Below are 13,951 nucleotides of genomic sequence, written 5' to 3' on the forward strand. Positions count from 1 at the left end.
AGCGTGGTTTTATGAATTGTTCGTTTCTTTATTTCTAATCTTTGTTAGATAACTTACCGATGGCAGCGTATGAATCTCCTCCAGCAAATGATAATTTCGCTTGCCCGAAGTTTCTTTTACCACCTGACTATCCTTATCATTTAAATCTCCGAATATGATTGCTCCGGCAGGACAGGCTTGCTGACAAGCTGTTTTTATTTCGCCGTCCCGAGGCCTTCTTCCATCCATTTTCGCTTTCAGTTTTCCTTCCTGAATTCGCTGCACGCATAGGGAGCACTTCTCAATAACTCCTTTGGCCCGCACGGTAACATCCGGATTCAAAACCATTCGTTTTAAATCGATCGTCATATCAGCCACATCGTGCAGGTTATTTGGAATAGAATCTGCTTTCGTAAAATCGAACCAATTGAACCGACGCACTTTATACGGACAGTTGTTTCCGCAGTAACGAGTCCCGATGCAACGGTTATAGATCATTTGATTCAGGCCTTCGCTGCTGTGAGTGGTGGCCGCTACCGGACAAACATTCTCGCAAGGTGCATTGTCGCAATGCTGACACATTACCGGCTGAAAGGAAACATCCGGATTCAACTCACTGCCCGAAAAATACCTGTCGATACGAATCCAGGACATTTCGTGCGCCCGGATTACTTCTTTTTTACCAACTACAGGCACATTATTTTCCGCTTGGCAAGCAATTGAACATGCACCGCAGCCAACACAGGAATTTAAATCAACTACCAATCCCCAATGATGATTTGGAAAATTTGGTTTCTTGTAAATACCTGCATTTTCGTATTCCTGATGCGACTCATTTCCTGCCGCCGGATCTTTTAAATATTCTCCCAAAGAAGCTTCACGAACAATTGCTCTTCCTTCCATGGAGTGATGAGTTTGAGTCGTTGCCAATTCATACTTCTCTTCTGTCTTGCTGATTTCAACACCAATAGAAAAATCAACACGGGAATCATTTTTAAACTGAGATAATTGGAAAACATTAACACCCACATTCTTTCCAACTACTCCGCAATTTGTTCTTCCATAACCCAAAGCAACGGCTACCGTATTGTATGCTTGTCCCGGCAAGATATAAACCGGCAATTTCACTCCTGAATTTAACTCCACCACATCACCTGTTTCTAAAAGCATTTCTTCCGCTTGTTTGGACGATACGGTCAGGTAATTGTCCCAACAAATTTTCGTTACCGGATCGGGAAGTTCCTGAATCCATGGATTGTTTGCCATTTTTCCATCGCCCATGGCTGAGCTTTCATAAACCTGAAGTTCTACGCCTGATGATTTTGGTGCATTTGCAATGTTATCAATCAATTCCCCAATGCCATCCAACTTAAATTTGGTGTCGAAAACCGATTTTGTTTGAGGTTCAAAAACTCCTTGTTGCAGGCTGTTGTTCCAAAAAGTAGTGAAATTTGGATAGGCCGTTTGAAGCGGATATAATTTCTCTTTCCAGTAATTTTTTATAAATTTTAAATAGTCCGTTTCCTGACCAATCCATGCAAGCAAAGTAGATTGAAATTGCCGGGTATTGAATAACGGACGAATTCCCGGCTGCATCAAACTGTAACGGCTTGTTTTAGGTTCCAAATCATTCCAGCTTTCTATAAAATGATTATCGGGAGCTGCATATTTAAAACGACCACTGGTTTCACTTGGAGCCATATCCAGCGACACAGAAAATGGCACTTTATCTATTGCCTTTGCAAATTCCTCCCCCTTAAAATAATCGTATACCGGATTAACACCGTAAGAGAACAAAGCTTTTATCTTACCCGAATTCAGATCAGTAAGTAATTGTTCCATATCCGGATCAATTGCTTGTTTGGTTAGTATTTGTTTATCAATCCGCAAGGTTGTTCCGTAATTTTCCAACTCGTAATTAATCCCATTGATTAAGATCTGAGTATTTAAATCATTTTCACCGGCAACAACCAATGATTTCCCTTTATTTTCCCAAAGCTCTTTGGCCAATTCGCGGATATCTTCCGAAGTATCATTCAAAGAATAGGATTCCTGACCTTTAATTTTCAATATCTCATTGTACAATTGAGCAACAAACAAAGCTTGTTCGGAAGGTTTTACCGGAATCCGATAATCGGCATTACTTCCTGTTAGAGATAAACGTGATTCAAACTGAATGTGCCGCGACATATTCGTATTTCCATCGCTCAGTTTTCGTTTTTTGGTGTACTGACGAATGTGTTCAACAGGCATCAGCCAATTTCCTAAAAAATCTGCATCGAAACTCACAATTACATCTGCAAAATCGAAACGGTAATCGCAAATCCCAGCTTTTCCAAAACACATTTCGTTCGCCTTAATTAATGCTGATGCAGATCGATTATCATATTGTACCCAATTAACATTAGGGTAGATTTTTATGAAATTCTCTATCACAGACTTTGTAGATGGACTGTATATTGTCGGAGTCAAAAGAACTGCTCTCTCTTTACTTTCTTTCAATTGATTCAATTGCTGAATAATGTCTTGATCCAACTCCTCCCAGGAAATTTTGGTATCACCTTTCAGCGGATTTTTATAACGGCTGGTATCGTACAATCCCAAAATGGAAGCCTGAACTCTGGCACTGGTGCCTCCATAAGTAACCGACGACAAATCGTTGCCTTCAATTTTTATTGGACGGCCTTCTCGGGTTTTAATCAGAATACTGCAATATTCACTGCCATTTACATAGGATGATGCATAATAATTCGCTTTCCCCGGAGTGATTTCTTCAGGTTTAATCAGGTATGGAATGGCCTTTTGAACAGAATTCTCGCAACTGGCCAACACGGTACTAATTGCCAGACTGTATCCGCAAAGCTTTAGAAAATCACGTCGGTTCGATTGTGATTTTTCATTCCCGTTATCAAATATATCGAGTATTTGTTCCAGATTTCCCTTAGGTAAATTCTGCTTTTCGGGAGTTTCTGATCCATTTTTACGTTCGGCAATACTTTTCCAATGTTTCTTCATAAATAAATGGTTATCAATAGGTAAAATGCAATGCAACAGGGCAATAATTGGCTTTTACAATTCTAATAATGGCATCGGGCACATTCCCGTCCTCCAATATCAGTAACTCTTACACTGTCAATAACTCCTGCTGCCAAATCTTCGTGCAGTTTTTTAAAGCCATTGGAATAATATCCATTGGTCTGAAAATCAACAGCTGTTTTATCATGACAATCCAAACACCAGCCCATCGATAAATCTTCAACTTGCTTAATTACATCCATCTCTTCAACAGGGCCATGACATTCCTGACATTCTCTTTTTCCCACATTGGCATGCTGGGCATGACTGAAAAAAACATGATCGGGCAACTGATGAATCCGAACCCATTCTACAGAAGTATTATTTTCTATTGCCTTGATAATTTTGTTAATTTCGAATTTCCCTGAATTAGGTCCTTCCCTTACAATAATATGGCAGTTCATACAAAGGTTTACATGAGGAATTCCTGCAGATTTACTTTCGTCGGCAGTGGTATGACAATATCTGCAATCAATTTTATTACCGGCAGCATGAACTTTATGAGAAAACTTAATGGGCTGTGCCGGTTGGTAATTTTGTTTGCGACCTAAGGCCATAGCTCCATCAGCCAACATGTTTATCTGATAACCAAAGGCAAGTACAAAAATTAGTATTGGAATAAATTTATATTTGATTTTTTTTGTGAAGAACAAATCAATTAAGGCCATAGTAAGTATGGCACCCAAAAAGAAAAAAACAATCAGGTTATTTACCTTAGGTTTGACTTCATGGAGAGTATCCTCTTTTAATTGAACGAGATATGATTTTATATATCCCAGTTCCTCATCCGAATAAGTATATCCTACGTGAGACTCCTCCATTTTTTTTCCCAACGGGCTCATCAATACAGACTTAAATTCTGCAATTGATTTATCGGCAAATGTTCCGGCAATATCCAACGCAGAAGGATTCCAATTCAGCGTATCGATGTATTCAATATTGTGACAGGAAACACAGGATGTTAGATCCGTTTTTATTCTGGTTAAGCCTTTAAAAAGACGTTCTCCCCTTTTCTCAGAGCTTAGAAAATAGTTGAAGTGATGATTATCATTTTCAGCAACATGAGTGCTGTCGGCTTCAATTGCGAGAAGCACAGGAGGACTAAACAACAGAAAAAGTATAATCAGGGCATAAAAAAATCCGTAGGGTTTACTCATAGAATAAGGTATTTGGTACAGATTAGGGTTATATAATAGCCAATAATGAAAATACAAATCAAAATACGAAACCTTTATCTGCCAAATCCTACTGCAATCCAACCATTCTTCTTAAGGTAGCTGAGCTCACTTTCTTCGTAACTTCCTCGCTCTCTACCAAATATAATAATTTAAACGAATAAATCATATTCATTCACATAATGGAATACAAATGGAAGCAACAATAGATACGGACTTAAATGTCTTTTTATTAATGTTTACCAATGGTACATGAATTTTGAAAAAAAAACAGAATTGGTCTAATTCAGAATATTTATGAACTTATTTCTATTTTTCAAACGAAAAAAGGGCATCCTCCTAAAAGAATGCCCTTTTATTTTCAATATTTTCTCTAGTTCAAACTCTCAACTAATCTATCAAACTCAAGTTGATTGCCTTTATTTGCTTCCAACTGAACAGCAGCCTGACCTGTCACTATTTTTATTTGATACTCAATATCTTCGATAGTAAGCAGTTCTGTCATATTTCCTATTCCTTTAAGAATGTTCTTAAACCGCAGTATGTACCTATTATCACTACTGTTTTTAAATACATATCCCTCACGAGAAAGGAAGTTGTTTTGACCAGTCAGTTTAGATAATGGTAAAAGTTTTATGGCGTTTGCATCTTTCCAGTAAACCAATACAATACCATTTTCAAATACATCTTCATTAAGAGCAGGAAAATCAATATCCTCAATAATCGTTTTAGTAAAACTATCCCCGTCATTATTATACACGGCCCAACTAGAAACACTAGCTGTATAATTAAATGTTTTCACATTCGCATTTCCGTCAGCCCCTTTCAATTCTAAACCAGCTCCCCAAGTTGTATCACCTTCATCATCTGTTACTGCCGGGCCATAAAGTATAGAGCTAGTTTTGTCAAGGTAAAAGTCACCTGTATTTCCAAAATTATTACTAGGAACACCTTCGTCCGAGAATATTTTCGAACCATTTGTACCGTTTGTTCCATTGGTACCCTTTAAAGAAAATCCATCAGTATCAGTCCAATTTTCTGCATTTACTTTAGGGCCATACAACATTCCTGTTGCAACGTCCAGATAATAATCACTAACTGCACCAACTGCAGCATCAGGCTCGCCTTCTCCACTATAAATAATACTGCCATCGGTTCCAGCTGGTCCAACTTCTCCTGCTGCACCTTGTTCTCCTTTATCACCTTTAGGACCCAATAATCCGGCCTCACCATCATCACCACTACATGAAACCATCGAAATACTTAACGCCATAAAAGCGACTGCGAAAAAATAAAGTTTACTCGTTTTCATTTTTTTTGTAAATTTGAAATGATTAATAATTTGGAATTAAAGAGATCTTGCGTGATGTTTAATTCCTTTTAATTGTATTCTTCCGGAGGCTGTAACCTCCGGATTTTTTTTGATCAGTAAAAGCTTTTTATTCTATCTCTAAACTTTTAATAAGTTTGTTAAATTCCTCTTGATTGTTTTTGCTCAATTGTTCAGCAATTTTCCCAGTAATTATTTTTATATGATACACTTCATCACCTTTATAAAGTGTCTCAGTATCATCACTAGTTAAATAGATACACTGTTCTATGCTTATTGCGTTGTAAATATATCCGTCATCATAAGTTTTAGAAGTAATATAAAAGGAATGTTTAAAATGATTTCCGCTATTTGTAACATATGATACCGGCAATTGATGCAATCGATTCTCATGGCTGCTTTTATAATTCACCAGTACAATACCATTATCAAATATATCTTCGGTAAAAGCAGGAATCTCAAGATGTCTCCAAAGCCTGTTCCTTCTGCTATCCGAAAAGGTCTGCCAATCATCCTTAAGTAGTGTAATCCTGAATGTTCTTACATTGGCATTTCCATCGGCACCCTTTAACATTAAGCCTGCACTCCAACCACTGTCAATTTTTGGTCCATACAGTGTAAAAGAAGTCGTATTGAGGTAAAAATCACCTTTTTCGCCATCTTCTACTTCAGGATCTCCTTCTCCTGATAATATTTTTGAACCATTAGCTCCATCTTGTCCATTTGCACCGGCAGTACCATCCGCACCGTTCGCTCCGTCTTGTCCATTTGATCCATTCGTTCCATTTGTACCCTTTAACGAAAATCCGTCTACATCGATCCAATTGTCAGCGTTTAGCTTAGGTCCGTATAACATTCCTGTTACAACATCAATATAATAATCACTAATTGTACCGACTGCAGCTTCAGGTTCTCCTTCTCCACTATAAATAATACTGCCATCGGCTCCTGCTGGTCCGACTTCTCCAGCGACACCTTGTTCTCCCTCGTCACCTTTAGGTCCTAATAATCCTGCTTCACCATCATCACCACTACATGAAACCATCGAAATACTTAGCGCCGTAAAAGCAAGTGCGAAAAAATAAAGTTTACTCGTTTTCATTATTGTACTTTTGAAATGATTAATAATTTGGAATTAAAGAGATCCTGCATGATTTTTAATTCCTGCTAATTACTTTCGGAGGTTAAAGCCTCCGGATTTTTTTTTAATATGTTCGTAAACCTGCTGTTAACAATATTGCTCCAAGCACCAGGGATACAACCACTGAAACTGCTATTACTAAAATCAGGCTGACAATAAAGTAGTTGGTCTTTTTTTCTTCACTTACATTTGTAACAGGTACAAAACCTATATACAAAATGTATAAGCTGTAAATTCCTGCCAATAATGAGAATATGGAAAGGCTTGGAAGTATTGTAAGAACACCTGCTACCCAGACCGGAGTATAAGAGTAGGCTACCAATTTAATTGCATTATCCAGGCTTACCTGAGTACCGAAATTAGTTGCTAACTTATGAATACAGAACGCACTAATAAAAACACCTAAGAACGCGCCTACAAAAGCAAGTATCGCTTGATGAAATCCCCAACTAAGAGATGAAACTTTGAAATAACTTCCCAAGCCAATTAATCCATAACCAATAAAAGATGCTATAGTAGGAATGAGAATCAAAGGAAGTACGTAGGACATCAAAAAATCTTTACGATCTATTTGTTCACTACCAATTTTCGCCCATGCTCCCTTAGGATTAACTAGAACTAACTTTACTCTGTCGACTAAATATTCAATATTTATCATGATTTAAGGATTTTATTATGATTCTAACAGACTCTGTAAAATCCCGTTACTACCTTCTTTTCGGGTATTGGAACCTCCTGTTGATAATTGATTGATTAACTTGCTAATCGGCATGGATTGCAGCCACACTTTTCCTGTTCCCTGAAGAGTTGCCAGAAATAAACCTTCGCCTCCAAAAACCATCGATTTTAAATTTCCAGCCTGCTGAATACTAAAATCAATGCCTTCCTGAAAACCGACAACGCAGCCTGTATCCACTCTTATTGTTTCGCCATTCAACTCATGCTCGATTAGTGTTCCTCCGGCATGGATAAAAGCATTTCCGTCTCCTTGCAGTTTCTGAAGAATAAAACCTTCGCCTCCAAAGAAACCGGCACCCAATTTCCGGTTAAAATGCATACTGATTTTTGTTCCTAATGCAGCACACAAAAAAGCATCACGCTGCACAATCACGGTTCCACCTAATTGCTCTAAATCGATAGGAACAATTGTTCCCGGATAGGGTGCAGCAAAAGCAACCTGACTTTTTCCTGTTCCCCGGTGTGTAAAATGAGTTATAAATATTGACTCTCCGGTAATTTTTCTGGATGCTGCCGAGAGTAATTTGCCAAAAAGACCTTTGTCTGGCTCTGAACCATCTCCCATCTTTGCTTGAAAATCTATCCCTTCTTTCATGTATAACATCGCTCCTGCTTCAGCTATAACTGTTTCATTTGGATCCAATTCAATCTCTACCAACTGAATATCGTGCCCTATAATCTTATAATCTATTTCGTGTGATTTCATGATTTCTGAATTTACTATTCGTTATTATATTTTAATAGTCTGTTGGATTTTAGCAACTAACTTGATTTACAAAGTGCTTATTTTTCTTATTTTAACTAAAACACTCTATTCATATAACTTACTAATAGTTAAACACCAACAAACTACTGTTATTGACAAAACATTTTAATTTAACTTCGTGCCCCAACAAACAGAGCCAAAACAAACAATCCTATTTTCTTAACAAATTGCCACAACATCAGGAATCCAATTAAACAAAACACTAACGGTCCGTAAGTAATCAAATAAGTAAAAAAATTGGGTCCGGGTTCAAGCAAGGAAGCATCAGGCAATTCCGGATCATAATAAACAGTAACCGAACTTCCTGCTGCATATTTCTGAACATCTTTTTTTGCACTTGATGCACTGCTGCTGCTTCCATCAACAGTAGAAATTCGTGTTCCTAAATACTCCTTACCCTCAACAATATATTTGTAAACAATGTTGGATGCGTACATTTTCGTTCCATCGCTTATCGATGTGCTAATATCCGCTAAAGTAACCGTGCCCTCTACAGCAGGCCACGACTTTGAGGCATTTGCCTCTTCAACAATAGTCTGGCTGATATTTTTGTAAAAAAACCAACCTCCAATAATAAATGCTACAGCAAAAACCAGTGCTGCAACCGATGAACTTTGCTTGTTTTCCATAGTCTATCTTTTTTAAAAATTAAAAGCATCCATTAGTTGAAGCATCTCTGGTTTAGTCTGAACAGAACTGGACACAAGTATAATATATGTATCGTAATTTGGGATTTCGATGATTAAAGAAATGCCTTCGTCTCCTTCCATTTTACCATACATACACTTTTTCCCGCTGTGTGTGAAAATTTCAAGGTTTCCTCCCTGATCAGGATTGCCGTTTTTACGTGATGTTGCTGCTACACCCAAACTACCATTCATTCCTTTCATAAACATGGCGCTATAGGTTCCCTCCATATTCATTACCATCATTTTTCGGTAATTATTGAAGCTGAAACCATTTGCTATTTTCTGGAACCTTTCATAAGGATACTTTACTGGAACTAAATCCATAGCTTCATCATCGCCATCATCATAACCACCATCATTAAAAGCATCACTCATTCCTCCAAACATTTCCTGCTGATACTGATCCTGATCTTCATAATCGATACCAGAAGGAGGTGTAAATTTTGAACTTGACACAGAGATATTTTTGTCAAACCCGGCAGCTGTTTCGATCGCTTCAATACCCAATATTTTTGCTTCTGATTTTAATGTAATACCTTCGTAAATCCAACATTTAGCGCCCATTAATTTTACAACTTCACACTCATTCCCCAAAACATTTTCTTTACCAACAATCTCGCCGCCAAAAGCTTCCAACAGATCTTTTCCCATCTTCTTCTTTTCTGCATCGGTCATATTATCAGTGATATCCTGAAAAGGAACAGTTCCTTTCTGCCCTTTGTTTTCAATTAAGTTGGCATTCCAAAATTTACCGTCTTTAATAATCGAGATATCATGCGTTTTTGTTTCACTCTTAATTCCAAACATTTTAGTTACGCTTACCGATTTGGTTTCCGTAAAAGATGAATTCCCATAGTTGTCCCACCAAACAGACTTGGTGCCAGTAGTATTTCCACTGAGTTGATACTCAATATGCCCTGATTTGATGGCATATATCTGACTCTTTTGCTGAGCCGTCGCAACATAGGTAATTAGTAAATAGGTTACGATCAGAATAATTTGTTTCATCTGTTTATAATTTTAAGTTTTTGTCAGATGGAACTCCCAAATTACACTCATTCACCTGTGTGTAATACTTTTTACATGGTCGTTTCATATGATTATAATTTGTTTTTTATGCCATATGGTCCCGAAAGCTCGGGATTACCATGCTGTAATAATCACCCTGCTGTATGTCAAAACACCTTGGCATGGACGTTTCATCTGTTAATGAATTTGAATTAAATGTTCTGGTTTATTTGTAAGCTCTAAGAATGGTTGAGAAAGGTTTGATTAGAAAGACTTCCTGTTTGGGACTTAAGTTATTATGGTTGCTTGGTTGTAAAGTGAATTGGTTGACTGCCCAAACAGGAAGTACTAACTAACTAACTAAATGTAACTAGTCAAATAGTTTTCTAGAAATGGTATAGTACGCCTACACCTGCTGACAAGTAGTTGGCGTTACCAATGGTATATTTCAAATCAGCATTAAAATACATTTTATCAGAAATTGCAAAACGACTACCAACACCAATATTTACACCAACATCACTTCCAGAAGCATCTAAATCAAAGCCTCCAAAATAATCATCAAGCTCACTTCCACCATCCATTTTAAATTTCCAGAAAGTCACGTTCAAACCTCCAATGGCATAAAATGTACTTTTGTCATCACTAGAAAATACATAATGTGCATCAAAATCTAATGTAGACCAGTTCACATTGTTTTTCTTGAAATAGTAAGTGAATGCAGGAGCAATTTCCCATGTATCGCTTGCTAAATAAACACCTTTAGCTTCAATACCCATAGTACTGATATCTGTTGCATACTTAAGACCAGCTCCGGCCAGAATTTTTGAGTCTTGTGCTTTGGTTGTCAGGCTAAAAAATACAGAAAGCACGGTTGCAATTACTAAAATTAACTTGTTTTTCATTTTTTTACTTTTACTTGTTATTAAAATTTAATTAGGATTATAAAACTTTCACCTCTACATCTACTAAGGCTGTTGTTTCAATATTGAAACTAACCGGCTTTTCAGTAACTGTTCCTGAGATTATTATTTTTAGATTTTTGCTTTGTAACAATTCATTTGCAATTGCATCCAATTGCTCTGTAGTGAAATTCACAAAAAGAGCCTGATTTTCGGAAACAGTTGGAATATCAAAATCGAAATTCAAATCCGGCACACTTAGGTTTAATGAATTTACCTCTCCAGCCGATAGATCTGTAATTTTACAAGTCACAGAAGTAACATCTACAGCTTCCAACTTGTTCAGGTATTCCTTTACTTCGCTCAAGTCGTTAAAATCAAGACTAATTGTTTCGGAAAAAGGATGATTCTCTGCGCTCTTAATTGCGGCACTTTTATCGGAATTTACGGTAACAAGTGTTTTTTTCGATAATTTAAGATCATAAAAATCTTTTGTCTTCAAGTCATTAACCTTATCGCACGAAGCGAAACCAATTAGGATCGAAAATAAAATACAAAGTGTCTTTTTCATAGTTTAATTGTTTGTTATTATGTTCTTCAATTCATAAATATAGTAATGACCAAACATGCCTTCTTTGTCTTCAATTATCTTGGCATAAATTCCAGGTTTATCATTAATCATCCATAATTTATATTTCTCTTCGGAAGTGCCAACAGACTCAATTACGGTACAATCAAAAGTACCTGATGGTGTTGTGAGTTTCTCTTGTCCAGCCACCCGAAACGAATTCTCTTTTAATGGATACAGGCGATTATAATAATTGAAATCCAAAACATTAGGAGGTAATTCCGTTTCATCAGGCAAATTGTATCTGTCGTATCCGTAAAAAATAAAATCGATACTTACACTTTGTTCATCTTTATCGGTCTTAACATCGGCGGTCAGTTTTTTAGTTTCAAAAACTTTTGTCCCCTCTACTAATGCTGAAAAATTATATTCCAATTGACTCGTATTTACTAAAGACATCAGCATTTCGAAAGGATCAGTCCAAGGTAATTTTCCTTCCTCACTATCATACTTATAATCACCATTCTCATCGAAAAAATTATCTTCCGTAAAATTCAACCTTTCGATCTTTTGAGAGTTATCATCTGATTTCCGCATCGCTGTTTCCGATCCTGCATTCTCTAAAACCAATTTTGTTTTACTGATTGTAAGGATTTTATTTTTACCGCCAATCTGGTCTATTCGGCCAATCAACAGTAGGCTTTGTTCTTTTGGATTAAAAATCCACATTCCACCCGTCTGACTCTGCATTCCTTCTTGTTTCTCTACCAGAGTAAAACTATCCGGAGCCTCAAAACTCAATACTTTGGTTCCCTCATAATTTGCATCATCGGCAAACTCCCATGATCCAATAAGACCTGATTCAGAATTAGTCTTAGCTATTTCAGACATATTTAGTCTGGATAGGAACCATTTCTGATCACCCTTTTCAAAGTTTAGCTCTTTCTGGTTCAAACTTATAATTTCACAATCTCCTCCAAAGTCTTTATCCATATCCGAGCTCATAATCAATTTCTCTTCTTTCTGATTATGCGACCACGATCCTACTTCAATTCCCTGAGTTATAATAGATCCATCAGCACTGTAATCGATAACAAATAATGGTTCGTCAACTTGATCGCCCACCACTATTTTGGTAACCAGCCAGCTTCCACTTATTTTTGAATCCTGAGCATTTGTCACTTTTATCAGCGACAGCAAAACGATAAGAATAATTGTTGCTTTTTTCATTTTTATTTGGTTTTAAATGGGTTACCTAACACTTTCATAACTTCATTATAAGCATCTCTAATTTCACTCTCGCTCAAATCAGGTTTCCTTTGTTTGGCTCGTTTTCTGAAATCTTCGTAAGACATAAAATTTGATTGATTTTGGAGCTTTTCAAATTCCTTTTCGGCTTCTTTCAGCATTCCTTCCAGTTCGGGTTTGGCTTCATCAAACTGCTTTTCAGCCTTTTTCAGTTCCTGATCCAATTGACTTTCCTGCACTGGTTTGTCTGGTTTTTCGCCTTCTTTTCCAATGGACTTATCTGCATTGATGTATGCATTAATGAATTGAAAGGCATCCTCTTTCGTCAGGCCACTTTGATCATTTTTCACCTCATCCATAATTCCCATCTGATTCAACATCTGATCGAAATCGCTTTGATTGGGCGCCTTTAAGCTATCTTTCTCATCATACTTTAAGAAAAAATCAATCATGGGTTTGGTCGAATCAATCAGATTTTTGTTTGCCTTCATGTAGGTTTCCAGCATCACATCTACTCCTTCTTTTTCCACTTTCCCCTGAGCCAACAAGGCCGAATTGGCGACAAAACAAAGCACTATGACTAAAATTTGGTTCATGATTCTTTTTTTGATAATGAATACAAGCTTTGACTGTATTTTTATAAATGATTAATTTACAGATCAGTAATATCCTTGTGAGGAAAATTAGGCAACTCGAAATAGCTGTCGGCTACAGAAACATCAAACTTGATACTTGTGGCTTCCTCTATTATGGTGATTCCTGCCATATGAGAGACTGCTTTAAGGGTTATTCCTTTATAAATCCATTGTTTAACTCCAAGTAAATCCCATACTTCGCAGTCGTAACCCAAAATTTTCTCATTATCCAATTGTACTCCTCCCATACTTATCATTGTCTCTCTTCCCGCTTCCAATGCATCTAAATTATTCTGACGCATGTAATCGATTAAGGGATCTTCTTTGGTGAAAATTATACTCGCAGCATAATCAACCACATAAATTTTCTCATTGTCAATTTTATAGGCATTACGAGCATTTGTAGTTGTCGATTCCTCAATTCCATTAGCATTAATCATGGTAAGCGTTTCCGATTTGTCCTCAAAACTCATTTCCAGAGCTCCCCATTTTTTGAAATACAAATCTTCTGTGCCTGATCCATTCACATATGGACCGGATATTGAAGTTTCGTAGTGCACAATACCTGATTCTACGTTATAACGCTTGATGTCCTTACTCTGTAAATCATCGTCCTTATCGCACGAGAATAAAACGATACTTAATACTGCTATTACAAAGTACTTTAGAGTGTTTTTCATATTTTCTATTTATTGTA

13 protein-coding genes are annotated in these 13,951 nt (G+C 36.9%); all 13 read right to left on the reverse strand.

The window, feature by feature from the left end; all coding sequences use genetic code 11:
• Nucleotides 1-9: 9 nt before the first annotated feature.
• The 13 genes from ACY0M5_RS00300 to ACY0M5_RS00360 all read right to left on the reverse strand — a co-directional run bounded on the left by ACY0M5_RS00300 (nt 10) and on the right by ACY0M5_RS00360 (nt 13,934).
• Complete coding sequence (locus ACY0M5_RS00300) at nt 10-2,994, reverse strand: Fe-S-cluster-containing hydrogenase (protein WP_461630430.1); 2,985 nt, start codon at nt 2,992-2,994, stop codon at nt 10-12.
• 62 nt (nt 2,995-3,056) lie between these two features.
• Nucleotides 3,057-4,211, reverse strand: coding sequence for a cytochrome c3 family protein (locus ACY0M5_RS00305; protein WP_461630431.1), 1,155 nt, complete (start codon nt 4,209-4,211; stop codon nt 3,057-3,059).
• A gap of 391 nt (nt 4,212-4,602) precedes the next feature.
• Nucleotides 4,603-5,541 carry a hypothetical protein gene (locus tag ACY0M5_RS00310; RefSeq protein WP_461630432.1) on the reverse strand — a complete coding sequence of 313 codons (939 nt, stop codon included), beginning with the start codon at nt 5,539-5,541 and terminating at the stop codon, nt 4,603-4,605.
• 127 nt (nt 5,542-5,668) lie between these two features.
• Nucleotides 5,669-6,661, reverse strand: a complete 993-nt coding sequence (locus ACY0M5_RS00315) for a hypothetical protein (protein WP_461630433.1) — start codon at nt 6,659-6,661, stop codon at nt 5,669-5,671.
• Nucleotides 6,662-6,764: 103 nt separating this feature from the next.
• A complete protein-coding gene (locus tag ACY0M5_RS00320; protein ID WP_461630434.1) occupies nt 6,765-7,358 on the reverse strand; it encodes a Yip1 family protein in 594 nt (197 codons plus the stop codon).
• A 15-nt stretch (nt 7,359-7,373) separates the two neighbouring features.
• A complete protein-coding gene (locus tag ACY0M5_RS00325; protein WP_191991602.1) occupies nt 7,374-8,144 on the reverse strand; it encodes a TIGR00266 family protein in 771 nt (256 codons plus the stop codon).
• Nucleotides 8,145-8,314: 170 nt separating this feature from the next.
• Entirely contained in the window at nt 8,315-8,833 is a 519-nt protein-coding gene (locus ACY0M5_RS00330; protein ID WP_461630435.1) for a DUF3592 domain-containing protein, read from the reverse strand.
• 12 nt (nt 8,834-8,845) lie between these two features.
• Nucleotides 8,846-9,901 carry a hypothetical protein gene (locus tag ACY0M5_RS00335; RefSeq protein WP_461630436.1) on the reverse strand — a complete coding sequence of 352 codons (1,056 nt, stop codon included), beginning with the start codon at nt 9,899-9,901 and terminating at the stop codon, nt 8,846-8,848.
• Between the two features lie 386 nt (nt 9,902-10,287).
• On the reverse strand, nt 10,288-10,806 hold the full coding sequence (locus tag ACY0M5_RS00340; RefSeq protein WP_124992518.1) for an outer membrane beta-barrel protein: 519 nt from the start codon (nt 10,804-10,806) through the stop codon (nt 10,288-10,290).
• A 37-nt stretch (nt 10,807-10,843) separates the two neighbouring features.
• Nucleotides 10,844-11,374: a hypothetical protein gene (locus ACY0M5_RS00345; protein WP_461630437.1), complete on the reverse strand. Its 531-nt coding sequence runs from the start codon at nt 11,372-11,374 to the stop codon at nt 10,844-10,846.
• Nucleotides 11,375-11,377: 3 nt separating this feature from the next.
• Nucleotides 11,378-12,601, reverse strand: coding sequence for a hypothetical protein (locus ACY0M5_RS00350; protein ID WP_461630438.1), 1,224 nt, complete (start codon nt 12,599-12,601; stop codon nt 11,378-11,380).
• Nucleotides 12,602-12,603: 2 nt separating this feature from the next.
• Complete coding sequence (locus ACY0M5_RS00355) at nt 12,604-13,215, reverse strand: hypothetical protein (protein ID WP_461630439.1); 612 nt, start codon at nt 13,213-13,215, stop codon at nt 12,604-12,606.
• 56 nt (nt 13,216-13,271) lie between these two features.
• Nucleotides 13,272-13,934 (reverse strand): hypothetical protein, encoded by a 663-nt coding sequence (locus tag ACY0M5_RS00360; RefSeq protein WP_461630440.1) that lies wholly within the window; start codon nt 13,932-13,934, stop codon nt 13,272-13,274.
• Between the last annotated feature and the right edge of the window lie 17 nt (nt 13,935-13,951).

It is taken from the genome of Labilibaculum euxinicum (assembly GCF_963678175.1).
Taxonomy (GTDB): domain Bacteria; phylum Bacteroidota; class Bacteroidia; order Bacteroidales; family Marinifilaceae; genus Labilibaculum; species Labilibaculum euxinus.